Below are 22776 nucleotides of genomic sequence, written 5' to 3'. Positions count from 1 at the left end.
GGAATGCGCAGGCAGCGGGGGATGCGGGCCATAGACATGGCAGCGCAGGAACGGCTTCAGCCGCGAATGGCGATCGGTGAACGACCGGCCATTCGCGGCTGAAGCCGCTCCTGCAAGGGGGCTTCGACGGAGGGGTACGCTTAGACCAGCCTGAACGTCGCCTCGACCTCGTTGCCGCAGCCGCGGTAATCGAGGCTCTCGAAACTCATCGCCCGCGCCATCGAGATGCCGCGGCCGTTCGGATCGAAGGCGCGGGCCGGGTCGAAGTCGAGGAATTCCTGCCAGTCGAAACCGGCGCCCTGGTCGCGCACCGTCACGCTGAGCAGATCGCCCTGGCGCTGCACCGCCACCTCGACGCGCAGCTCGCGGAATTCCGCCTGCTGCTGGCGCGCGTCGATCTCCTCGCGCCAGCGGCCCGAATGCATCAGCGCCTTCTTGTCGCCGTAGCCGAGGCCCAGGTTGCCGTGCTCGATCGCGTTCACCATCAGCTCGGTCAGGCCCAGCGCGACGCGCTCGGGCCGCGGCGCCAGGCGGGCGATCAGGCCGGCCACGCGGTGGGCCTCGTCGAGCGTGCCGAAGCTGAAGCGCGCCTCGGTCAGCGCCGCCAGCGCATCGAGCGGGTGGGCCGCCACCATGCGCACCGACAGCCTGGCGCGGTGCTGCGCCACCGCGGCCGCCACGATGGCCAGCAGCATGTCGCGCTCGAACGGCTTGGTCAGGTAGTAATAGGCGCCGGCCTCCATGCCCTCGCGCACCGAATCGGCCGAGCCGACCGCGGTCTGCATCACCACCGGCAGCTCGGACAATTGCGGGCTGGCCTGCATGCGGCGCAGCACTTCCATGCCGTTCAGGCCCGGCATCATCCGGTCCAGCAGCACGGCGTCGTAGCGCTCGCCGCCGCGGTTGAGCGCAGCCCAGGCCTGCTCCCCGTCGAGTGCGGTCTCGACCGCGTAGCCGGCCTCGGTCAGGTGTTCGGCGAGGATCTCGAGGTTGAACGGTTCGTCGTCGACGAGCAGCAGCGTGGATTGGGGATGCGGGGCCGAGGCCATCTGTGACTCCTGGAAGCGCGGCCGGCATGGCAGCGCTATAAGCATATTAGGCGATACCGATGTATCGATTCATCGCCATGTAACCTGCCGGCTGTGGATAAGCAGCCGATGCCTTGGCATCGACGCCGTGGCCGCGCCCCACTCGCAGCCTTTCCCAGCCAGTCGCTACGGTCGATCGGTGCCGCCTTCTCCATCCAATTCGGCGCCACCCGTTCAATTCCATAAGCATAAATCGAGATCGGACCGGACACCCGGCGATTGTCTGATCCGCACCAATCATGACATCCGGATGGCCGATACCAGTGTATACGATGCGCCGCCGCCGCCGGCCATCCGGACGTGTCAGGCCATCGCGTGCAGGCAGACCTCGAAGCAGGCGCCGCTGTCCTGCCGGTTGCCGGCGGTGATGGTGCCGCCGTGCGCCTCGACGATCTCGCGCGAGATGGCCAAGCCAAGGCCGGTGCCGCCGGCGCCGGTCTTGGTCTTGGAGCTCTGCACGAACTTGTCGAAGATCACCGCCAGCTCTTCGTCGGGAATGCCGACGCCCTCGTCCTGCACCCGGAGGCGCACCAGATCGCCGGCATGTTCCACCTCGAGGTGGATGAAGCCGCCGTCGGGGCTGAACTTGAGCGCGTTCGACACCAGGTTGCGCAGCACTTGCCCCAGCCGCAGCGGGTCGCCGCGCACCGAGGGCAGCGACGACGGCAGGCTGGTCTCGATGCGGATCGCGCGCGCGCGCGCCAGCGGCACGAATTCCTCGGCCACGTCGTGCACCACCAGCCGCAGGTCCAGGGGCTGCATCTCGTAGCGCATCTTGCCGGCCTCGAGCTTGGACAGGTCGAGCAGGTCGTTGAGGATCTGCAAGAGGCGCTGGCCGCTCTGGTGGATGCGGTTGAAATAGTGGCCCGACTTGTCGAAGCTGCCCTCGGCGGTGCGCCGTTCGCCCAGCTCGGCGAAGCTCAGCACCGCGTGCATCGGGGTGCGCAGCTCGTGCGACATGTTGGCGAGGAATTCGGACTTGGCGCGGTTGGCCTCCTCCGCCAGCTCGATCGCATGGCGCTGCGCCTCCTCGGCGGCGCGCCGCTCGCCGATGTCCTGGTAGACCCAGATGGTGCCGGCCATCGGGCTCTCCGGGTCGATCGCCTTGCCGAAGGCCTCGCACAGCACGCTGCGGCCGTCGGCGGTGCGGTAGCGCACCTCGATGCGCACCACGCCGCCGCCCAGAAGCGGCCGGTAGGCGTCCTGCTCGAGCTTGTCGAAGGCCTCGTCGCTGTCGAGCAGGATGCGGATCGACTGGCCGATCAGCAGCGTCTTGGGATGGCCGAACAGCGTCTCGAAGGCGTTGTTGACCTCGACGATGCGGCGGTGCGAGACGAAGGCGGTCGGCAAGGGGCTCGCCGCGAACAGCGTGTCGAGCTCGGCGGTGCGCTCGCGCACCATGTCGGCCAGGTGGTCGCGGTGGCGGATCAGCTCGGCCTCGATCAGCTTGCGCTCGGTGATGTCGCGCACCATCACCAGCCATTCGCCCTCGCTGGCCGGGGTCAGCCGTCCCTCGAAATGGCGCTGGCCGCCGCCGACGCGCAGGCTGTACTCGAAGCTGCGCAGCCGGGTCGCGCCGACGTCGGCCAGCGCCTGGCCCAGCGGCTCGCTCAGCATCGGCGGCAGGCCCTGCCAGTAGTGCTGGCCGATCGCGTCGCGCGACAGGCCGAACTCGGTGCCGCCGGCCTGGCCGCGGCAGTCGATCACGGTGCCGGCGGCGTCGAGCTGCAGCATCAGGTCGGGGATCGCCTCGAGGATGGCCACGTTGCGGATCTCGGCGCGCAGCATCGCCTCCTCGGCCGCCTTGCGCGCCGCGATGTCGAGCAGCGAGCCGGCCAGGCCCGGCTGGTTGTCGAAGATGATCGGCTTGGCGGTGATCAGCGCGTAGAAGCGGCTGCCGTCGGGCCGCTGCATCAGCATCTCGGCCGGCCGGCCGCCCGAGCGGGCCGGGTCGAGCGCCACCGCCAGCGCCTCGCTCCAGTCGGGCGCCAGGAGATCCTGCAGGCTGGCGTTGTCGATCAGGTCGGCCGGCACCCGGCCGAAGTAGTTGGCGAAGGCCGGGTTGACGTAGCGCAGCCGGCCTTCCTGCAGCACGTAGATGCCGATGTGGGCGGCGTCGAGGATGGCGCGGTGCTTGTATTCGCTCTCGAACAGCATGCGCTCGGCGCGCTTGCGGTCGCTCACGTCGCGGATCACGCCGACGAAGTAGCGGCCCTCGCCCTGGCGGAATTCGTTGAGCGAGATCTCGACCGGCAGCAGCGCGCCGCCCTTCTTCTGCGCCAGCAGCTCGCGGCTGGTGCCCATCACGCGCGACAGGCCGGTGCGCTGGTAGTGCGCCAGCGCCTCGTCGTGGCGGCCGCGGTAGGACTCGGGCATCAGGGTGGCGACGTCCTGGCCCAGCACCTCGTCGGCGCGGTAGCCGAACAGCTTCTCGGCCGCGGCGTTGAACAGCTCGATGCAGCCCTGGCCGTCGATCAGCACCACCGCCTCGTTGGCGGTATCGAGGATGGTCTGCAGCCTCAGGCCGTCGCGCCGCGCGGCGGCCAGGTCGACGCGCACCGCCTCGAGCTCGGCGTTGAGCCGGCCCGACTCGGCCTGCAGGTAGCCGACCAGCGCCTCGGCCCGGCTGCTCGGCCGCAGCGACCAGCCGGCCAGCGCCAGCGTGGCCAGGATGCCGACCAGCCAGGTCTCCAGCCGCCCCAGCATCGAGGCGTCGGCGATGCCGGCCTCGGGCAGCCGCGCCTCGAGCCGCCAGACCCGGCCGGCCACGCCGACCTCGCGGCTGGCCAGCCGGCGCAGCGGCAGCTCGGCATTGTCGAAATCGCTCGGGTAGAGCGGTTCGGCGCGGCCGGCGTCGGTGACGTCGAACCAGTAGTCGCGCAGCGGCCCGCCACCGGGCAGGCTGTGCAACAGCTCGGTCGGCGACAGCACCAGGCCGAACAGGTGCTCGCCGCCGCGCTGCCAGCCGAGCGCCAGCACGCTGACCTGGCCGCCGTCGTCGCGGTAGGGGGCGGACAGCATCACGCCCGGCCGCCGCGTCTCGAGCAGGCCGCGCAGGAGCTTGTCGGCGCCGAGGTCGAGCCCGATCGCGAAGCGCGAAGGACTGCGCGCTTCGCCGTAGATCACCGGCAGGTAGGCCATCCGGCTCGGCGAGCGCATCTGCTGGCCGGTGGGATTGCGGAAACGGATCACGAAGCCCGGATAGCGCGTGCGCCAGTGCGCCTCGAATTCGGGCCGCTGCAGCGCGCCGACCGGCCGGGCGGCCAGCAGCGAGGAGACGCCCGGCACCTGGCCGAAGGACTCGGACAGGCGGGCGAAATCGGCCGCGGCCGGCTCGTCGTTGCTGTCGAACAGCGCCTGCAACGCCTCGAGCGCCTGCAGCGCGCGGTTGAGATCGGCCGCGCCGGCGCCGACGCGCGCCTCGGCCAGCTGGCGGTAATGCTCGAGCGCGGCCGACTCGATGCGCCAGGCGCGCCACTGGTCGAGCGCGGCGGTGAGCGCGAGGCCGACCAGCACGATTGCGAGCGCCCAAGGCACGCGCCGATTCATCTCGTCCCCTTTCCGGCCTGGCGCCCTTCCCCTCTGCCGCTCAATCGCCGTGCAATTCCCGGTACAGCGCCAGGAATTCCTGGCTGAGCTTGTGGCGGGCGTCGAGATGGATCATCGGCAGGCCGCGGTCGTGCGATTCGCGGATCTTGACCGAGCTGGACAGCTTGCTGTCCAGCACCGGCAGACCCTCGTCCTTCAATTCGGCCACCAGCCGCACCGGCAGGCTGGCGCGCGACTGGTACTGGTTCACCACGATGCCCTCGATCTCGAGCGCCGGATTGTGGTCGGCGCGGATCTCGCCGACGTTCTCCATCAGCGTGTACAGCGCCTGGCGCGAGAAATCGTCGCAGTCGAACGGGATCAGGCAGCGGTCCGCCGCGATCAGCGCGGACTGCGTGAAGAAGTTATAGGCCGGCGGCGTGTCGAGGATGATCTCGTCGTAGTCGCGCGCCAGCTCGTTGAGGGTATCGCGCAGCTTGTAGATCTTGTGGCGCGACTCGAGCTTGGACTGCAGCTCGCCGATCGCGGGGTGGGACGGGATCACCGCCAGGTTCTCGAACGGCGAGGCGTGGACGAAGGAAGCGGCCGGCTTGGCGAACAGGCTGAAGTTGAGGGTCTGCTCGAAGTATTCGGCCAGCGTCGGGCTGGCGGTCTTGGCGGCATCGCCCAGCAGGTAGCGGCTGGAATTGCATTGCGGATCGATGTCGATCAGCAGCGTCTTCTTGCCCTCGTAGGCGGCGATGGCCGCGAGATTGACGGCGATGGTCGACTTACCGACCCCGCCCTTCTGATTGAAGATGACGCGCTTCATGGCCATGCCCCCGGAATATTGGTCGGGGCGATTCTAGCAGCGTGCTGCGACGCAGCAGGGGGCGCGGTGGCGGTGTGGCGGGGGGATGGGCGGGGATGTGGCTTTTTTGAGTGAGGGGTGAGGTGTCAGGTGTGAGGGGTAACCCCATCCCCACCCCGCCCCTCCCCTTGAAGGGGAGGGAGTGGGCCGTACAAGCCTGAACGATCGCAGGCGGTGGAGCCGTCGCTGCCCTGCTCCTCCCCCTTCAAGGGGAGGCTGGGAGGGGGATGGGGTTACCCCTCACCCCTCACCCCTCACCCCTCACCCCTCACCCCTCACCCCTCACCCCTCACCCCTCACCCCTCACACCTCACACCTCACACCTCACACCTCACACCTCACACCTCACACCTAGCCCCTCACACCTCGGGCAACATCCCCCGCGCCTCCGCAAAGAACGCCCGGTCGCTCGCCGGCAGTCCCGCCGCCTCCGCCTCCAGCCGCGCCAGCGATTCGGCCGCGGCCGCGCGCTGGCCGTCGTGCAGCGCATACCACGCATGCTCCAGCCACAGCCCGCAGCGCTGCAGCAGGCTGTAGCGCGCGCGGCCCTCGCGCTGGGCCGCCAGCAGCGAGTCGGCCAGCGCCAGCCAGCTCGGCGGCAGCAGCATCGCGCCGTCCAGCCCCGGCCAGTCGCCCGCGCGCGCCTTCAGCTCGGCCGGCTGGATCGGCCGGTAGGCGCGGAATTCGGCCAGCGTGGGCTGCACCTGGCGCGGGCAGTCGCCGCGCGCGATGCGCATCAGGTAGATCGCGTTCCAGGCCGACTGCCCGCCGCCGCCGGCGCAGCGGCACAACCGTTCCGACAGCAGCAGCCAGCGCAGCGCCTCCGGCCCGGCCTCGGCCGGCTCGCCGCACAGGCCCTCGCCGGCGAACAGCCAGATCGCCATGCCGGTATTGGCCGCCACCTGCTGGGCGGCGTCGAAGGAGCCGAACTCGAACGCCGCCTCCAGCGCCCGGGCGAAGTGCTCGAGCGCGCCGACGGCGTGGCAGCGCCGCAACGCGACGTCGGGGCCGTGGCCGCCGAGCGCGCGGGCGCGGGCGATCAGCGCCGACAGGTTGTACCACTCGAAGCGGATGCGCGGATGGTGGCGCACCACCGAGGCGCGCGGCTCGGCCGAGCGCATGCCGGCCAGGATCGCCTCGGCCTGGCCGGCCTCGCGCTGGCCCCAGGCCACCCAGGCCGACAGGATCTGCTCCATCGCGTCGAGGTAGCCGCTCTCGCCGGCGCCGCCGTCCTTGAGCGCGCGGCGCAGCTGCGCCAGCGTCTGCCGCGCCGCGCCGAGGTCGTCGAGCCGGCGCCAGACGCTGGCCTCGCCGAGCGCCGCCAGCGCCTGCTGCAGGCCGTCGTCGGCCAGTTCGGCGGCCGCCTTGAAGCCGGCCAGCGCGCCGCGCTGCAGGGCGCCGCCGCCGGCGTCGAGCAGCGCCAGCAGGCGGCCCTGGCGCAGGTCCTGCTGGGCCGAGGCCAGCGTCGCCCAGAAATCGATCGGGCCGAGCGGCGATCCGTCGGGCGGCGATCCATCGGGCGGCGATCCGCCGGCCGTCGGCAGGGGGCGGCCGAAGCCGAGGAAGTCGGCCAGCTCGGTCGCGCTCGCCGGCCGGCCTTCGACTTCGATCGCCACCCGCGCGGTTTCGTCGGCCGGCAGCCAGAACGGGCCCTGGCTGCGGCCGTCCGGGTTGAGGAAGCGCGGATCGCGGGTCGGATCGGCCCCCCAGCCGGCACGCACGCCCCAGCCGGCGAAATCGCGGTAGGCACGGCTGACCAGCATGCGCAGGCTGCGCGCGTCGGGGAACTGCTGGCGCAGCTCGGCCAGCCGCACCAGGCCGTCGCCGCCGCTACGCCGCGCATGGCACAGCCGCACCAGCAGCCACAGCGACTGGTAGGACGCGCGGCGGCCGGCGACGGTCTGCGGCGCGGCGAGTTCGATGCGGAGCGGTTCGGACATGGCGTGGAGGCGGGATCGGGGCGCCGCATTGTGCCGCGATTCATCGCCGCGGGCGCGGCCGGTTACAGCCGTTACAGCGGTGGCCGCCGTGGCGGCCGGCGCGCTCGGCGGGCGGTTGCGGGCGGCCTAGCATGGCGGTGCCTGAACGCCGATGCCGGCGGGTCGGCTGCCATTCCATGCAGGCCGGAATTCCCCAGGTCGGCCGGAATTCATTCCGGCAAGGCCCATGGCAAGCCTCGCTGCCGGAATGCCCGTTCAAGCGGGGCAGACCCGCACGACATGACCGCACTCGACCGCCACGGCATTTTCATCACCCGCAAACCCGAGGAGAACCCGATGCGACGCATCGTCCCCCTGCTGGCCAGCCTGCTGCTGGCCGCCGCCGCCCACGCCACCGAGTGGATCGAGAAGCCCGAGCTGGGCCGCCAGTTCCAGGCAGCCGGCCTGGCCGGCACCTTCGTGCTGTACGACGCCGGCGCCGACCGGATGACCGTGTACGACCGCAAGCGCGCCGAGACGCGCTTCACGCCGGCCTCGACCTTCAAGGTGTTCAACAGCCTGGCCGGCTTCGACAGCGGCGCGGTGCGCGACGCCGACGAGGTGCTGCCCTACGGCGGCAAGCCGCAGTGGCGGGCCGAGTGGGAGCACGACACCAATCTGCGCGAGGCGATGCGCATCTCCAGCGTGCCGATCTACCAGGAAGTGGCGCGCCGGGTCGGGCTCGAGCGGATGCGCGGCTATATCGGCGCGGTCGGCTACGGCAACGGCGACATCGGCCAGGTGGTCGACCGCTTCTGGCTCGACGGCCCGCTGGCGATCTCGCCGGCCGAGCAGGTGCGCTTCCTGGCCCGGCTGGCCGAACGCCGGCTGCCGTTCTCGCCGCGGGCGATGGCGCTGACGCGCGAGATCATGCAGATCGAGCGCACGCCCGAGTACGCGCTGTTCGCCAAGACCGGCTGGGCCGCCAACACCGACCCCGACATCGGCTGGTGGGTCGGCTGGGTCGAGCGCAGCGGCAAGACGTACGCGTTCGCGCTCAACGTCGACCTGCCCGAGGGCAGCGGCGACAAGCGGGTGGCGCTGGGGAGGCGGTGCCTGGTGGCGTTGGGAATTCTGTAGAGGGAAGGGGGAAGAGAGAAGATGAGAAGAGAGAAGATGAGAAGAGAGAAAGGGGAAGGGGAAGGGGAAGGGTAACCCCATCCCCACCCCAGCCCTCCCCTTGAAGGGGAGGGAGTTCGTGCAGCGACATCATGACGATCACAGACTTTGGAGGCATCGCGATCCTGCCCCGCCCCCTTCAAGGGGAGGCTGGGGCGGCCGGCGTAGGCAGGGGATGGGGTTTCCCTTCTCCCTTCTCCCTTCCCTCTCCAAGCCCCGCTTGAAACCCACCATCCCGCCCCCATCTGCTCGCTCATCCATCCAAAACCCTGTTCAGAACAAGGTGATGCCCATGAGCAAGCAAACACTCGGCTTCCAGACCGAAGTCAAACAACTGCTGCAGTTGATGATCCATTCGCTGTACTCGAACAAGGAGATCTTCCTGCGCGAGCTGGTCAGCAATGCCAGCGATGCCTGCGACAAGCTCAAGTTCGAGGCGCTCGACAACGATGCGCTGTACGAGGGCGACGGCTCGCTGCATATCGACATCGCCTTCGACAAGGACGCGCGCACCATCACCGTCCGCGACAACGGCATCGGCATGACGCGCGACGAGGTGGTGCAGAACATCGGCACCATCGCCCGCTCGGGCACCAAGGAATTCTTCGGCAAGCTGTCGGGCGACGCCCAGAAGGACGCCCACCTGATCGGCCAGTTCGGCGTCGGCTTCTACTCGGCCTTCATCGTGGCCGACCGCGTCACGCTGACCACCCGCCGCGCCGGCGAGACCGGCGGCACCCGCTGGGAGAGCGAAGGCGCCGGCGACTTCACGCTGGAAGAAGTCGCCAAGGACGGCCGCGGCACCGAGATCGTGCTGCACCTGAAGGACGGCGAGGACGAGTTCCTCGACGACTGGCGGCTCAAGTCCATCGTCCGCAAGTACTCCGACCACATCACGCTGCCGATCCGCATGCGCAAGAGCAACAGCTACGGCGAGAACGGCGAGGTGATCGTCTCCGACGAGCTCGAGACCGTGAACAAGGCCTCGGCGCTGTGGGCGCGCAGCAAGAACGACATCAGCGAAGACGAGTACAAGGCCTTCTACAAGCATGTCTCGCACGACTGGGACGAGCCGCTGGCCTGGAGCCACGCCCGCGTCGAGGGCCGGCAGGAATACACCGAGCTGCTCTACGTGCCGCGCCGCGCGCCGTTCGACCTGTACGACCGCGAGCGCCGCCACGGCGTGAAGCTGTTCGTGCGCCGCGTCTTCATCCTGGAAGACGCCGAGAAGCTGCTGCCGCAGTACCTGCGCTTCGTGCGCGGGGTGATCGACAGCAACGACCTGCCGCTCAACGTCAGCCGCGAGATCCTGCAGCACAGCAAGGACATCGATGCGATCAAGGCCGGTTGCGTGAAGAAGGTGCTGGGCCTCCTGGAGGACATCGCCGAGAACCGCGCCGAGGACTACGCCGCGTTCTGGAAGGAATTCGGCCGGGTGGTGAAGGAAGGCGTCGGCGAAGACCACGCCAACCGCGAGCGCGTGGCCAGCCTGTGCCGCTTCGCCAGCACGCTGACCGACAGCGAGGAGCAGACCGTCTCGCTGAAGGACTACATCGGCCGCATGAAGGAAGGCCAGGACAAGATCTACTACGTGACCGCCGACGCCTTCGCCGCGGCCAAGAACAGCCCGCATCTCGAAATCTTCCGCAAGAAGGGCATCGAGGTGCTGCTGCTGAGCGACCGCGTGGACGAGTGGTTCGCCTCCTCGCTGACCGAGTTCGACGGCAAGGCGCTGGTCTCGGTGGCCAAGGGCGGCCTGGACCTGGGCAGCCTCGAGGACGAGGCCGAGAAGAAGGAACAGGAAGCCAAGGCCGACGCGTTCAAGGACCTGGTCGGCGCGGTGCAGGGCGCGCTGGGCGAGCGGGTGAAGGAAGTGCGCGTCACCCACCGCCTGACCGACAGCCCGGCCTGCCTGGTGGCCGAGGCCCACGCCATGAGCGGCAACCTCGAGCGCATCCTCAAGTCGGCCGGCCAGGACGTGGCCGGCAGCAAGCCGATCCTCGAGATCAACCCCGACCATGTGCTGGTGGCCAAGCTGCGGTCCGAGCTCGGCGGCGAGCGCTTCGGCGACTGGGCCCACATCCTGTTCGACCAGGCGCTGCTGGCCGAGGGCGGCACGCTCGAGGACCCGGCGGGGTTCGTCAAGCGGCTCAATGGGCTGATGCTGGCGCTGTCGAACTGATGTGAAAAAAGCCCGTTCCTTGAACGGGCTTTTTTCATGGGAAGGGGGAAGAGTGAAGGGGAAGGGTAACCCCATCCCCACCCCGGCCCTCCCTTGAAGGGAGGGAGTACGGCGCGCGTGCTTGAACGATCGCAGGCGATGGAACCATCGCTGCCCCGCTCCTCCCCCTTCAAGGGGAGGTTGGGAGGGGGATGGGTTACCCTTCCCCCTTCCCCCTTCCCCTTCCCCTTCACTCTCTCCCTTCCCCCTCTGTGTGAACGACACCACTCACCATGGCGCAACGCCGCAAGCCGATGTCGCCCCGTCCGGGACAAGCCGGCGCAGTCTATGCTTGAATCCCAGCTTCGCTCCGGAAGGTCCCCCCGCCCATGCTTGCCTCGCTCTCGATCCGCAGCCGCCTGGCGCTGCTCAGTACCGTCCTGCTGGCCCTGCTGATCTGCACCAGCCTCCTGGGCATGGCCGGCATCCGCAACGGCAACGCCGAACTCGAATCGATCTACCGCAAGCGCACCGCGCCGGTGGTCGAGCTGGCCGATCGCATGGACCGGCTGCACCAAGGCCGTGCATTCCTCCTGATGGCGCTCGATGCGCCCTTCCCCGACGTCGCCAAGCAGCACTTCGCCGAGATCGAGAAGCTCGAGGCGCCGGTGCGCGCCGCGCTGGCCGAGAAGACCGCGCTCGACCCGGCCGAGGCGCGTGCGCGCGATGCCTTCGCGGCGGCCTACAAGCAGTACGACGACAACCGCAAGGCGCTGCAGGCGGTCGTGATGACCGGCGACATGACGGCCGCCGGCCAGGCCTACCGCGAATCGGTGAAGGCGCCGTTCGAGGCCACCAACAAGGCGCTCGGCGAGTGGATCGCGCTGCAGCGCGAGGCATCGAAGCAGGCCTACGAATCGGCCAGCGCGGCCGGCACCAAGCTGCAGGGCGTGCTGGGATCGGTGGTGCTGGTCGGCGTCCTGGTGGCGGTAGCGCTGTCGGTCGCCATCATCCGCTCGGTGCTGGCGCCGATCGACGCCGCGGTGCGGCTGGCCGGCCGCATCGCCGACGGCGAGCTCGACAAGCCGGTGGCCCTGAACGACAAGGGCGAGATGGGCCGGCTGGGCAAGGCGCTCGAAGCGATGCGCACCCAGTTGCGCGCCATGATGGCCGCGATCGGCGAATCGAGCCGCCAGCTCGACGGCGCGGCGCAGGAACTGCGCGCGGCCTATGCCGAGATCAGCGACGGCTCGTCGCGCCAGAGCGAGGCCAGCTCCTCGATCGCCGCGGCGGTCGAGCAGATGACGGTCAGTTTCGACCACGTCTCGCAGCGCAGCGGCGACGTGCGCAGCCAGGCCGAGCGCGGCTGGCACCTGGCCGAGGCCGGCGCCAGCCAGGCCGACGCCGCCAGCGCCGAGATCGGCCGCGCCGCCGAGGCGGTGCGCGCGAGCCAGGCCACCATCGACCGGCTCGAGGACCACGCCCAGAGCATCGGCGGCATCGCCGGCACCATCCGCGAGATCGCCGACCAGACCAACCTGCTGGCGCTCAACGCCGCGATCGAGGCGGCGCGCGCCGGCGAGCAGGGCCGCGGCTTCGCCGTGGTGGCCGACGAGGTGCGCAAGCTGGCCGAGAAGACCTCGTCCGCCACCACCGACATCATGGCCGCGCTGGACCTGGTGCAGCGCGAAACCAGCCAGGCCGCCGGCGACATGCGGCAGAGCAGCGCCCAGGTCGCCAACGGCGCCGATACGGTGCGCGCGCTGCTGCCGGCACTGGCCGAACTCAAGGCCGGCTCCGAGGTGACCAGCAGCGAGCTGGGCGAACTGGCCGGCGTCTACCGCGAGCAGACCAGCGCCAGCCAGTCGATCGCCCAGCACCTGGAGCAGATCGCCCACATGACCGAGGCGACCAATGCCGCGATCGGCCGCAGCAGCGGCACGGTGGACGAACTGGAGCGGCTGTCGGGCGAACTCGAACAGGCGATTTCGCGCTTCCGCCTGTGACCGCCATGGGGTTGGAACTCGTACGCAGAGATTCGAAGCGGTAGCGCAGCGCCCGGCACAGCCGGGCGTTTGCGTTTGGAGCGGGCTCGGGCAGCGGCGGTCCTTGATTCATTCCTGCTCCCCCCCCCTCGCCGCCACCGGGGTCGCCGCGAAAGTCGAAGACTTCGCGGGTGGTCCAGAGGGGCCTCGCTGAGGCTCGTCAGCAAGACGCTCGTGCATCGGCGCAGACTCGACCGTGCTTCTACCCACGGCGCAGCAATCGCCCGTGGCTTGCGCCGTCGGTTGCAGCGCCCATCCACCGATCGCCATCCGCTCACTGCCGGTCGCGACCCTCGTAGGTCGGGCTTTATGCCCGACAGCGACCTCGATCGGCAGCGCAGCCGGGCATGAAGCCCGGTCTACCCATTCGCCGTGATCCCTGCGCCGGCGTGCTTGTGCCCGCCGGTATTGCAGCCGGCCCACCCGCCGGCTATCACGAAGTCAGCGCGACAGCCGGCCACCGCCATGGATGCCATCGTCTATCACTTCCATCTGCCGGACGGCCGGGCCGAGTCGATCCGCGTCGAGGCGGCATTCGCCCAGCCGGCCGGGCCTTCGGACGATCTGCCCGGCTGGACCCGGCTCGAACAGCACCAGTGCCCCAACTGCCCGCTCACGCCCGGCGAGGCGCCGCACTGCCCGATGGCGCTGCAGTTCGTCGAGCTGGTGCGGCTGTCGCACGCCCTGCCCTCGTTCGCCGCGCTGCAGGTCGAAGTGGAGACGGCGCAGCGCACGGTGAGCAAGGAGACCTCGGTGCAGCGCGCGTTCAGCTCGCTGATGGGCCTGCTGGCCGCCACCAGCGACTGCCCGCGCACGCGCTTCCTGCGGCCGATGGCGCATTTCCACCTGCCCTTCGCCAGCATCGAGGAGACCATCTACCGCGCCACGGCCACCTTCCTCCTGGCGCGCTACTTCGGCCAGCAGGCCGGCCGGCCGCAGGACTGGAGCCTCGACGCGCTGAAGGCGGCCTACCGCGAATTGCAGATGGTCAACCGCAGCATGGCGAACCGGCTGCGCAGCGCCTGCGAGCTCGACGGCGCGGTCAATGCGCTGGTGATCCTCGACGTGCTGGCCAAGACGCTGCCGGGCTCGATCGACGACGCGCTCGAGGAGATCCGGCCGATGTTCGCCGACTTTCCCGAGCTGCTCGACCCGCCCGGCGACGACTCGTCCTGAAGCGGCCGTTCAGTCCACCCGCCGCGCCTGGTCGAGGCGGTAGTACAGCCCCGAACCGGCCTCGCGCAGCAGCGTCAGCCGGCCGCTCAGCACCATGGCGTCCTGGCTCGGCGCGATCGGCTCGGCGGCATAGACCTCCATCATCTGGTCCGGCCCGTCGGCCAGGCAGTACGGGCAGGTGGGCGAGTCCTTGGCCAGCAGGAAATGGCTGTGCCGGCTGCCGGCCTCGAGCGGTTCGAAATAACCCTGGACGTTGATGACGCGGCCCTCGAGCGCGCTCGGCCCGGCGCCGAACACCGGCTGGAACACGCCGTCGTGCAGGCGCAGCGTCACCGCGGTGAACAGCGGCCAGGCCACCGTGCCGTCGCGCTGCGCCTGCGGATGCGGCAGGCCGATGGCATGGTCGATCAGGGCCTGGGCCTGGCCCGGCCGCTGGTTCATCGCGGCCAGCGCGATGACGAAGCCGGCAGCGGCGACCAGGCCCAGCGCCCACGACTCGTGGGCACGGAACCAGGCCAGGCAGGCGGCGAACGGAGCGGAGATCGGCATAGTGTGGGAATTGGGAAATCGCACTGCATTGTAGCGGAGCGCGCCGCGCGCATCGACGGGCGGCCGCGGCCCGCCCAGGCGCTCAGTCCGGCTCGCGGAAGCGCTCGAAGCGCTTCCGCGTCTCCTCCTCGTCGCGCTGGCCGAAGGCGTAGTTCGATTCGAGCCACATCACGTTGATGATGCCGAAGGCCAGCGCGAGGCCCAGGCCCAGTATCCAGGTGAAGTACCACATCTCCGTTTTCCTCTCCGGCGCCTGCGCGCCGATCGTTGCTGCTGTCCGCGGGGCCGGGCCAAGGTTGCCGGCCCAAGGCCCGATCAATACGCCGTATGGTCCTCGCGGCGGATCCGCTCCACCGTCACCGGCCCGCGCAGCACGCGGTAAACCCAGCCGGTGTAGGCGATCACCACCGGCAGCAGCGCCACCGTCACCAGCAGCATGGCCCACAGCGTGGCGTGGCTGGAGCTGGCGTCCCACAGCGTGAGGCTGCTGCGCGGATCGAGCCGCGACGGCAGCACGAAGGGGAACAGCGACAGCCCGGCCGTCAGCAGGATGCCGACGACGGCCGCGCCGCTGGCGAGGAAGGCCGGCCAGCGCCAGCCGCGCCAGGCCGCCACCGCAGCCAGCAGCGCGCCGGCCAGGCCCAGCGCCGGCATGGTCCACAGCCACGGCCAGCGCGCGTAGTTGCCGAGCCAGGCGCCCTGGGCCAGCACCACCGTCTTGTCGAACGGCGACAGCGCCAGGCCCGCGTCGCCCTGCGCCAGCACGGCGAAGCCGTCCATCCGCGCCAGCCACAGCCCGCCGAGCGCGAACAGCGCGGCCAGCGCCAGGCCCAGCACGCCACCGAAGCGCCGCGCCCGCTCGAACACCGCGCCCTCGGTGCGCAGCACCAGCATGGTCGCGCCGTGCAGCGCCAGCATGGTGGCCGACACCAGGCCGCAGAACAGGCCGAAGGCATTGAGCTGCTGCAGCAGGCCTCCGCCATAAGTCACCCGCATGCTGTCGTCGAAGCGGAACGACAGGCCGACGAACAGGTTGCCGATGGCGATGCCGAACACCACCGCCGGCACCAGTCCGCCGACGAACAGACCCCAGTCCCAGGCGCCGCGCCAGCGCGGATCGGCCAGCTTGCTGCGATAGTCGAAGCCGACCGGGCGCAGGAACAGCGCGCACAACATCAGCACCAGGGCGAAGTAGAAGGTCGAGAAGCCGGCCGCGTAGACCAGCGGCCAGGCCGCGAACACCGCGCCGCCGGCCAGCACCAGCCAGACCTGGTTGCCCTCCCAGGTCGGGCCGACCACGTTGATGGCGACGCGGCGTTCCCCGTCGCTGCGGCCGACGAAGGGCAGCAGCATGCCGACGCCCATGTCGAAGCCGTCCATCAGGGCGAAGCCGATCAGCAGCACCACCAGGAGGCCCCACCAGACGAGCTTCAAGGTTTCGTAGTCGAGCATGGCTCAATCCTCGTGGACGAATGAGTGGGAGTGCGCGGTAGGTCGGGCTCTACGCCCGACTGCGGCCTCGATTGGCGGCGCTGTCGGGCGTAAAGCCCGACCTACGCCGATGCACCGTAGGAGCGGCTTCAGCCGCGAATCGGCGTGCCTCTCACCGGCGCTGTTCGCGGCTGAAGCCGCTCCTACAGGAATGCGCCGCCGCGGCCACGGGATGGATGCATGCAAGTTCATGCCGCCGCCTCCGCCTCGTTCTCGCCGTGATAGCGCCCGGTCCCGAGGCTCGCCGGCCCCAGCCGGATGTACTTGAGCATCAGGTACATCTCGACCACGAACAGGCCGAGGTAGATCGCGCCGATGCCGACCAGGCTGGTCCACACCTGACTGGCGTCGACGCTGGACACCGACAGGTGGGTCGGCAGCACGCCGCTGATGCTCCACGGCTGGCGGCCGTACTCGGCGACGAACCAGCCGAGTTCGATCGCCACCCAAGGCAGCGGGATCGAGAACACGCACAGCCTGAGCAGCCAGCGCTGCGGCGCCAGCCGCTTGCGCACCAGGAACCAGAAACTAGCGCCGAACACGAACAGGAACAGCATGCCGAGCCCGACCATGCCGCGGAACGCCCAGAACAGCGGCGCCACGCGCGGAATGGTGTCCTCGACCGCCTGGGCGATCTGCGCCTCGGTCGCATCGACCACGTCGGGCGTGTACTTCTTCAGCAAGAGGCCGTAGCCGAGGTCGCCCTGGTACTGGGCGAAGCGCCGCTTGGTCTGTTCCGATTCGTCGCCGGCCTTGAGCCGGGTCAGCGCCGCATAGGCCTCGATGCCGTTGCGGATGCGCTGGGCGTGCTCGCGCTTGAGCTCCTTGATGCCGGTCACCTTCTCGTCGACCGAGCGGGTGGCGATCAGGCCCAGCAGGTAGGGGATCTTGACCGCGTAGTCGGTGCGCTCGGCCTCCTGGTTGGGCAGGCCGAACACCGTGATGCCGGCCGGCGCCGGATGGGTCTCCCACTCGGCCTCGATGGCGGCGAGCTTCACCTTCTGCACCTCGCCGGTGGTGTAGCCCGACTCGTCGCCGAGCACGATCACCGACAGCGCCGAGGCGAGGCCGAAGCCCGCCGCCACCGCGAACGAGCGCAGCGCGAAGGCGGTGTCGCGCGCCTTGAGCAGGTAGTAGGCCGAAATGCCGAGCACGAACATCGAGCCGCAGACGTAGCCGGCCGCCACGGTGTGGACGAACTTGGCCTGCGCCACCGGGTTGAAGAACACCGCCGACAGGCTGGACAGCTCCATCCGCATGGTGTGGTAGTTGAACACCGCGCCGACCGGGTTCTGCATCCAGGCGTTGGCGATCAGGATCCACAGCGCCGACAGGTTGGTGCCGAGCGCCAGCAGCGCGGTCACCATCAGGTGCTTCACCCGGCTCAGCCGCTCCCAGCCGAAGAAGAACAGGCCGATGAAGGTCGATTCGAGGAAGAAGGCCATCATCCCCTCGATCGCCAGCGGCACGCCGAAGATGTCGCCGACGTAGTGCGAGTAGTAGGCCCAGTTGGTGCCGAACTGGAATTCCAGCGTCAGCCCGGTGGCCACGCCCATGGCGAAATTGATGCCGAACAGCTTGCCCCAGAAGCGGGTCATGTCCTTGTAGACCTGCTGGCCGGTCATCACGTAGACCGCCTCGCAGATCACCAGAATCCACGACAGGCCGAGCGTGAGCGGGACGAACAGGAAGTGGAACATCGCGGTCAGCGCGAACTGCAGGCGCGACAGCGTGACCACGTCGTCGGGGGAGATCATGACGGGCTCCGGGGAGTGGAAAGAGGGATTCGGTCGGGGCCGGCGGCATCGCCGCGCGAGGCGGGATCGGCGGCTTCGGCGCGGGGCACGGCCGCGGCGCCGGCATCGCCAGGCGGCGCAACGGGGCGGCCCGGCGCGGCATCGGCAGCGGTCGCATCGGCCTTCTGTACGGCGGCGGGCGCCTGCCCGGTGGCGGTGGGCGCCGTGCCGGCCATCGGGCTGCCGAGCAGCTGCCGTTCGATCCGCTGCGGCTCGACCCGCATATGGCGCGCCACCGGCTCGCTGAACCACAGCTGCCTGGCGAGGAAGATCAGCGCGATCTTGAGGATCACCACCGCGGTGATCTCGATCCGGTAGCGCGACCAGAAGGTAGGCCGCGGCGCCGTGGCCTGACGGGCCGGCGGCGTATTGGCGGTAGGGTAAGGCGGGCGTCCGCGCCCGGGGTCGTCGTCCATGGTCGGGGCCTCAGCGTGACGATTCGTCGCGCCCGCCGAGCTTGAGCTTGTCGGCGAACTCCAGCAGCTTCTGCACCTTGGCGCCGAGCCGCATCAGATTGATGACCGTGTCGGGCGACAGGCGTTGCACCTCGTCGAGCCAGCCGGTGGTCAGGTCGATCAGCTGGTGCATCTCGCGCATGCGCGCCTGGGCGATGCGGTCGGCCTCGTTGTCGGGCTTTTCCAGCAGCGCCTCGCGCAGCATGGACAGCGTCGGCTCGATCTCGCGCCGGCGCCGCTCCTCGACCAGCACGCGGAAGATGTCCCACACGTCCTTGGGCGGCTCGAAGAAATCGCGCCGGTCGCCCGGCACGTGCATCAGCTTCACCAGCCGCCAGCTCTGCAGCTCCTTGATGCCGATGCCGACGTTGGAACGCGAGAAGCCAAGCGTCTCGCCGATCTCGTCGGCGCACAGCGGCTTGCCGCTGATGTAGAGCAGCGCGTAGATCTGGCCGACGGTGCGGTTCACCCCCCAGCGCGAGCCCATCTCGCCGAAGTGGAGGACGAAGCGTTCTGCCAGGGGGTGAGGTTCATTTCTTTAATTTCCAGAATTTTTTGGAAATTTAAGAAATTCTGTGATCCAAGTCAAGGCAGGAACGGGGCGGATCGGTTCCAGCCGCGGCCACGGCCCGAAAGATCGCGGCGGAATGCGGGGATTTGAGCTATCCCGACACCCACGGCCGCTTCGACGGTCATACACCTCCCGCCGCGACGATCGCATCGGCGGCATGCCGGCAGCGACGCGCAACCACGTCCGCCCTCCCCTTCGACTCGACACACAGGAGCACCAAGATGGCCAGCAAGAACACGATCTGCCTCTGGTACGACAACGCCGCGCTGGAAGCCGCGGAGTTCTACGCCAGGACCTTTCCGGACAGCGCGGTCGGCGCGGTCCACCGCGCGCCGGGCGACTATCCCTCGGGCAAGGAGGGCGACGTCCTGACCGTCGAGTTCACCGTGATGGGCATCCCCTGCCTCGGCCTCAACGGCGGCCCGGCGTTCAAGCACGACGAGGCGTTCTCGTTCCAGGTCGCGACCGACGACCAGGCCGAGACCGACCGGCTGTGGCACGCGATCGTCGGCAACGGCGGCCAGGAAAGCGCCTGCGGCTGGTGCAAGGACAAGTGGGGCCTGTCGTGGCAGATCACGCCGCGCGTGCTGACGGAGGCGATCGCCAGTCCTGATCGCGCGGCGGCCAAGCGGGCGTTCGCGGCGATGATGGAGATGGGGAAGATCGATATCGCGGCGATCGAGGCGGCGGTGCGAGGTTGAGACGCGCGATGCCGGGCTGGATGCATTCTCGGCCCGGACGATCCCGCTACGGGCACCGACCGGCCAGGCCGCAGCCACCGGCGGGAGCCGCGAGGCATTAGATCCAGCGTCGCGCCCGGCCGCAGTAGCGGGCGGCCACAAGCCTTCACCATTCCGGTGCGCCAAAGGCGACCAGGCGGCTCCAAGCATCCGGCCCGAGCCCTGGTGCTCGCGTCCTGCCCCAGGGCCAGCCGGCTCAACTCACTTGAGCTACAATTCCAGCTCAAAGGAGCAAGCCATGAAGACAAGCGGCAAGACGCAAGAGCCCGCTGCGCCCGCCTACGTGATCAACCCGCGCGCCAAGTCGCGCAGCGCCGCCCAGGTCGAGCCCGCCGGCGACGGCAAGGTCACGCTGGTCGACTTCGCCGGCATCTACCAGTTGCCCGTCACCGAGCGCATCGCGCTGATTCGCCGCGGCGTGCCGGCACGCGACGTGAAGGAGATGGTGCGCCGCATGGGCGCGCCGCAGGACGCGATGCTGAAGGTGATCCGCCTGCCGGTGGCCACGGTGAACCGCAAGGCATCGCGCGACGAAACGCTGTCGCTCGAGGAAAGCGAGCGCGCCATCGGCATGTCGATGCTGATCGGCCAGGTCGAGGCGATGGTCGCCCAGTCCGGCGACGCCGCCGGCTTCGACGCCGCCCGCTGGCTGGCGCACTGGCTCGAGGAACCGAACCCGGCGCTCGGCAACCAGCGCCCGGCCGACTACATGGACACCGCCGAAGGCTTCGGCCTGGTCGCCCGCGTGCTGGCGGCCATGCAGGGCGGCAGCTACCTGTGAGCCTGAGCGCCTGGCGCATCGCCACCGAGGCGCCGTCCTTCGCCGCGGACGACCTGAGCGGCAAGGGGCGGAACTGAGCGGCGGCCGCTGGAACCGCGCCGGCACGCCGATGCTCTACTGCGCCGACAGCATCGCACTGGCCTGCCTGGAGACGCTGGTGCACCTGCGCGGCGGCGGACTGCCGCTGAACCGCTACCTGGTACGGATCGAGATTCCGGATGCGCTGTGGGACGCGGCCGAACGGGTCGATGCAGCGGCGCTGGTGGGGTGGGATGCGTTGCCGGCGGGGAAGACCAGCCTGGACCATGGCGAGGCCTGGGTCCGCGGCATGCGGTCGGCAGTAATGTTGGTGCCGTCCATCGTGGTACCGGAGGAATGCAATGTGCTGGTGAATCCGCGGCATCCGGGGGTGGGTGGAATTACGGCAAGCAAGGTGCGGAGGTGGGTGTACGACTCGCGAACAGCATAGCAATCGCATGGGCGTGAAATCTCCACGTCAGATCAGTCCAGGCCCTATATCTCTTTATCCGAGCAAGAACGTCGCCTCGATCCCGAGACCCATTCCAATCATTCCCGTATCGAAATCAAAGTAGAAAAATGAATTCGGAAAACATTGACCAAACATCTGCGCCCCCCGCCATCGATACCGACGATGAAAACGACACCGTGAACTGCTCGACGCACGGCAGCAGCCAGATGGCCTTCGTCTGCCGCCACCTGGCCGAAAACCCGTGCAGCGATGGCATTGCCGCTGCCCCGAGGAGGCCAATCCATGGCCCGATGCGTGGTGCGACGAATGCAATGTCGCCTTCGAACGCGAGGGAGAATGGAACGAGAACAACGAAGGGGTCGCCGATATCAAGCTGCTCTGCAGCGGCTGCTACGATGACCTGCACGCCCAGAGCGTCGACTGGCCCGACAAAAACGCGCAGGAACTCTGGGGAACCATGCCGACGCGTGCTTCCGCCTGCTGCAGGAAAAGCAGAACGGCCTGAACGAGCGTTTTCAGCTCGACCGCTATCCTCGCTGGGATTATGACCAGCCGACGGCGCAGCTCGTCTTCTCGGGTGCCGACATTCCCGACCTGATCTTCGACATCGAATTCGCCGGCACGCTGTCGACCGCGGGCAATACCTGGAAGTGGGCCTGGGCGAACTTCAGCCTGCTGCCGGCCGTCCGCTCGCGCATCGCCGCCGTCCGCGAGCATGGCGAGGCGCATGACTACCCGTATCTCACCGTTCCCTTATGGACTGCTGACGAGGAAGACGGCTGGTACATGGCGGGCATCGCGGCCGAGATATTGGGTGGGCACGGGGTCTATCGGGCACCGACCGGCAATGGCTATGTATTCATGGTGATGATGGGCGTGCGCCATGCGCACTGACGGTTGAAGCCGTTCAAGGCGGCGAATCCGGATCGGGCCGTATGGTCATGTGTTTGGCCCGGTCTCTCGATCTCGCCAAATTAATACAGCTTGTAGGTCGGTCTGAGCCCAGCGAGCCTGCCCGACGTCCGCCGCGGTGAACGTCGAGCCGGCCCGCCGGTTTCATTTCGATTCAGCCCAAGCTACGGACTGGCGCCATCCATCGTAGTACCGGCCCCCAAGGCGCAGGGCGCAACGCACTGAACGCCATGGACCGGATACGTCCGGCGGCGAGTTTCATTTCGATGCGATCCGGGCTAAGGTGCCGACCTTTTTCCGCGAACGGACCGACCTGCGGCGACCCGCTCGAAACGAACATCGAAGACTCCGCCCATGTCGCCCAATACCCGCCAACCCACATCTATCCCGAAATCGTCCTCATCGTGGCGATCTTTGCGGGATGGCCCGTCTATGCATCGATCCAGTCGGTTCTGTCGGGTTTTCCCGTGCCGCGTTTCACCGATGACGAAGCGCTGATCATGCTCCTTGCCGAATGCCTGATCTTGCTGGCCGGGTTCGCCGTGCTGAGGTTCCGGGGCTGGAAGCTGCACGACTTCGGCATCCAGCCCAGCTGGCTGTATTCCTTCGCGGGTGTCCTGCTGTTCGGCGTGGCCATCGTGGTCGAAATGGCCCTCTGGGATACGCTCGGCCGGATGATCGGAGGCCAGGAATTTCTCGGCCGATTCGGGCAATCGATCTTCCTCTCGCTGCCGTTCGCCGTAACCGTCTCGGTGGTGAATGGCATATTTGAAGAGTTCTTCTTCTGCCGCTACCTCGTCGAGGCATTCGCAAAGCATGGCGCGGCGGTCGCGCTCGGCGCGAGCGCGCTGGTCCGGACCCTGTGCCATATCTATCAAGGCCCGCTCGGCGCCATCCTGATACTCGGCCTCGGCGTCGTCATCACAGCGTTCTACTGGCGCTTCAGAAAACTGTGGCCGGCCATCTTCGCGCATATCCTGGCCGACCTTTACGCACTCTCCTAGCGGTAGCGGCCCGGATTGGC

General features: G+C 68.9%; 20 protein-coding genes. 9 read left to right on the top strand and 11 right to left on the bottom strand.

Annotated elements, in window-relative coordinates; translation table 11 throughout:
* Positions 1-140: 140 nt before the first annotated feature.
* The 4 genes from H9L41_RS06235 to H9L41_RS06220 all read right to left on the bottom strand — a co-directional run bounded on the left by H9L41_RS06235 (position 141) and on the right by H9L41_RS06220 (position 7427).
* Positions 141-1049: an ATP-binding response regulator gene (locus tag H9L41_RS06235; protein ID WP_028446135.1), complete on the bottom strand. Its 909-nt coding sequence runs from the start codon at positions 1047-1049 to the stop codon at positions 141-143.
* Between the two features lie 342 nt (positions 1050-1391).
* Positions 1392-4625, bottom strand: coding sequence for a PAS domain S-box protein (locus H9L41_RS06230; protein WP_169730177.1), 3234 nt, complete (start codon positions 4623-4625; stop codon positions 1392-1394).
* A 52-nt stretch (positions 4626-4677) separates the two neighbouring features.
* A complete protein-coding gene (locus H9L41_RS06225; protein ID WP_028446136.1) occupies positions 4678-5448 on the bottom strand; it encodes a ParA family protein in 771 nt (256 codons plus the stop codon).
* Positions 5449-5846: 398 nt separating this feature from the next.
* A complete protein-coding gene (locus H9L41_RS06220; protein ID WP_051319370.1) occupies positions 5847-7427 on the bottom strand; it encodes a hypothetical protein in 1581 nt (526 codons plus the stop codon).
* Between the two features lie 345 nt (positions 7428-7772).
* Between H9L41_RS06220 and blaOXA the strand changes: the two genes are divergently transcribed.
* The 4 genes from blaOXA (at position 7773) to H9L41_RS06200 (ending at position 13967) form a co-directional block, all read left to right on the top strand.
* Positions 7773-8546: a class D beta-lactamase gene (gene blaOXA / locus H9L41_RS06215; protein WP_028447825.1), complete on the top strand. Its 774-nt coding sequence runs from the start codon at positions 7773-7775 to the stop codon at positions 8544-8546.
* Between the two features lie 325 nt (positions 8547-8871).
* Complete coding sequence (gene htpG / locus H9L41_RS06210) at positions 8872-10767, top strand: molecular chaperone HtpG (RefSeq protein ID WP_034608070.1); 1896 nt, start codon at positions 8872-8874, stop codon at positions 10765-10767.
* Between the two features lie 368 nt (positions 10768-11135).
* A complete protein-coding gene (locus H9L41_RS06205) occupies positions 11136-12752 on the top strand; it encodes a methyl-accepting chemotaxis protein (protein ID WP_051319371.1) in 1617 nt (538 codons plus the stop codon).
* A gap of 504 nt (positions 12753-13256) precedes the next feature.
* Positions 13257-13967, top strand: a complete 711-nt coding sequence (locus H9L41_RS06200; protein ID WP_051319372.1) for a DUF6901 family protein — start codon at positions 13257-13259, stop codon at positions 13965-13967.
* Between the two features lie 9 nt (positions 13968-13976).
* Here H9L41_RS06200 and H9L41_RS06195 read toward each other — a convergent pair whose 3' ends face one another.
* From H9L41_RS06195 to H9L41_RS06170, 6 genes are all read right to left on the bottom strand, one after another.
* Positions 13977-14516, bottom strand: a complete 540-nt coding sequence (locus H9L41_RS06195) for a hypothetical protein (protein WP_028447827.1) — start codon at positions 14514-14516, stop codon at positions 13977-13979.
* Positions 14517-14598: 82 nt separating this feature from the next.
* Positions 14599-14748: a cytochrome bd-I oxidase subunit CydX gene (cydX, locus tag H9L41_RS06190; RefSeq protein WP_028447828.1), complete on the bottom strand. Its 150-nt coding sequence runs from the start codon at positions 14746-14748 to the stop codon at positions 14599-14601.
* An 83-nt stretch (positions 14749-14831) separates the two neighbouring features.
* Positions 14832-15968: a cytochrome d ubiquinol oxidase subunit II gene (cydB, locus tag H9L41_RS06185; RefSeq protein ID WP_028447829.1), complete on the bottom strand. Its 1137-nt coding sequence runs from the start codon at positions 15966-15968 to the stop codon at positions 14832-14834.
* Positions 15969-16195: 227 nt separating this feature from the next.
* Positions 16196-17764, bottom strand: coding sequence for a cytochrome ubiquinol oxidase subunit I (locus tag H9L41_RS06180; protein ID WP_028447830.1), 1569 nt, complete (start codon positions 17762-17764; stop codon positions 16196-16198).
* The gene (cydP, locus tag H9L41_RS06175; protein ID WP_034608071.1) at positions 17761-18219 is read right to left on the bottom strand and encodes a cytochrome oxidase putative small subunit CydP; all 459 of its coding nucleotides are present in this window, start codon (positions 18217-18219) and stop codon (positions 17761-17763) included. The genes H9L41_RS06180 and cydP overlap by 4 nt, the downstream gene beginning before the upstream one ends.
* Before the next feature lie 10 nt (positions 18220-18229).
* Positions 18230-18745: a GbsR/MarR family transcriptional regulator gene (locus tag H9L41_RS06170; RefSeq protein ID WP_187523725.1), complete on the bottom strand. Its 516-nt coding sequence runs from the start codon at positions 18743-18745 to the stop codon at positions 18230-18232.
* 305 nt (positions 18746-19050) lie between these two features.
* On the opposite strand from H9L41_RS06170, the gene H9L41_RS06165 reads away from it, so the two are divergent.
* From H9L41_RS06165 to H9L41_RS06155, 3 genes are all read left to right on the top strand, one after another.
* Positions 19051-19530: a VOC family protein gene (locus H9L41_RS06165; protein ID WP_028447832.1), complete on the top strand. Its 480-nt coding sequence runs from the start codon at positions 19051-19053 to the stop codon at positions 19528-19530.
* A 277-nt stretch (positions 19531-19807) separates the two neighbouring features.
* Complete coding sequence (locus H9L41_RS06160) at positions 19808-20350, top strand: Xre family toxin-antitoxin system antitoxin (RefSeq protein ID WP_084300573.1); 543 nt, start codon at positions 19808-19810, stop codon at positions 20348-20350.
* Between the two features lie 109 nt (positions 20351-20459).
* Positions 20460-20819: an RES family NAD+ phosphorylase gene (locus tag H9L41_RS06155; RefSeq protein ID WP_308419605.1), complete on the top strand. Its 360-nt coding sequence runs from the start codon at positions 20460-20462 to the stop codon at positions 20817-20819.
* A 115-nt stretch (positions 20820-20934) separates the two neighbouring features.
* On the opposite strand, the gene H9L41_RS06150 is transcribed toward H9L41_RS06155, so the two are convergent.
* Positions 20935-21246 (bottom strand): hypothetical protein, encoded by a 312-nt coding sequence (locus H9L41_RS06150; protein ID WP_187523724.1) that lies wholly within the window; start codon positions 21244-21246, stop codon positions 20935-20937.
* Between the two features lie 14 nt (positions 21247-21260).
* Here H9L41_RS06150 and H9L41_RS26070 point away from each other — a divergent pair, with 14 nt between their 5' ends.
* Positions 21261-21734, top strand: coding sequence for a DUF6882 domain-containing protein (locus tag H9L41_RS26070; RefSeq protein ID WP_373282114.1), 474 nt, complete (start codon positions 21261-21263; stop codon positions 21732-21734).
* A 248-nt stretch (positions 21735-21982) separates the two neighbouring features.
* Positions 21983-22756 carry a CPBP family intramembrane glutamic endopeptidase gene (locus H9L41_RS06140; protein WP_187523723.1) on the top strand — a complete coding sequence of 258 codons (774 nt, stop codon included), beginning with the start codon at positions 21983-21985 and terminating at the stop codon, positions 22754-22756.
* Positions 22757-22776: the final 20 nt, after the last annotated feature.

This window comes from Chitinimonas koreensis (assembly GCF_014353015.1).
GTDB lineage: Bacteria > Pseudomonadota > Gammaproteobacteria > Burkholderiales > Chitinimonadaceae > Chitinimonas > Chitinimonas koreensis.
This window is presented reverse-complemented; position numbering and strand designations above follow the sequence as displayed.

Bases quoted from the DNA above. Each gene is read 5' to 3' on its own strand.
- cydB (WP_028447829.1), bottom strand. From the start codon at position 15,968: ATGCTCGACTACGAAACCTTGAAGCTCGTCTGGTGGGGCCTCCTGGTG.
- htpG (WP_034608070.1), top strand. From the start codon at position 8,872: ATGCCCATGAGCAAGCAAACACTCGGCTTCCAGACCGAAGTCAAACAA.
- H9L41_RS06220 (WP_051319370.1), bottom strand. From the start codon at position 7,427: ATGTCCGAACCGCTCCGCATCGAACTCGCCGCGCCGCAGACCGTCGCC.
- H9L41_RS06195 (WP_028447827.1), bottom strand. From the start codon at position 14,516: ATGCCGATCTCCGCTCCGTTCGCCGCCTGCCTGGCCTGGTTCCGTGCC.
- H9L41_RS06155 (WP_308419605.1), top strand. From the start codon at position 20,460: ATGCTCTACTGCGCCGACAGCATCGCACTGGCCTGCCTGGAGACGCTG.
- H9L41_RS06165 (WP_028447832.1), top strand. From the start codon at position 19,051: ATGGCCAGCAAGAACACGATCTGCCTCTGGTACGACAACGCCGCGCTG.
- H9L41_RS06180 (WP_028447830.1), bottom strand. From the start codon at position 17,764: ATGATCTCCCCCGACGACGTGGTCACGCTGTCGCGCCTGCAGTTCGCG.
- cydX (WP_028447828.1), bottom strand. From the start codon at position 14,748: ATGTGGTACTTCACCTGGATACTGGGCCTGGGCCTCGCGCTGGCCTTC.
- H9L41_RS06170 (WP_187523725.1), bottom strand. From the start codon at position 18,745: ATGGGCTCGCGCTGGGGGGTGAACCGCACCGTCGGCCAGATCTACGCG.
- H9L41_RS06205 (WP_051319371.1), top strand. From the start codon at position 11,136: ATGCTTGCCTCGCTCTCGATCCGCAGCCGCCTGGCGCTGCTCAGTACC.
- cydP (WP_034608071.1), bottom strand. From the start codon at position 18,219: ATGGACGACGACCCCGGGCGCGGACGCCCGCCTTACCCTACCGCCAAT.
- H9L41_RS06140 (WP_187523723.1), top strand. From the start codon at position 21,983: ATGGACCGGATACGTCCGGCGGCGAGTTTCATTTCGATGCGATCCGGG.
- H9L41_RS06160 (WP_084300573.1), top strand. From the start codon at position 19,808: ATGAAGACAAGCGGCAAGACGCAAGAGCCCGCTGCGCCCGCCTACGTG.
- H9L41_RS06235 (WP_028446135.1), bottom strand. From the start codon at position 1,049: ATGGCCTCGGCCCCGCATCCCCAATCCACGCTGCTGCTCGTCGACGAC.
- H9L41_RS06200 (WP_051319372.1), top strand. From the start codon at position 13,257: ATGGATGCCATCGTCTATCACTTCCATCTGCCGGACGGCCGGGCCGAG.
- H9L41_RS06225 (WP_028446136.1), bottom strand. From the start codon at position 5,448: ATGAAGCGCGTCATCTTCAATCAGAAGGGCGGGGTCGGTAAGTCGACC.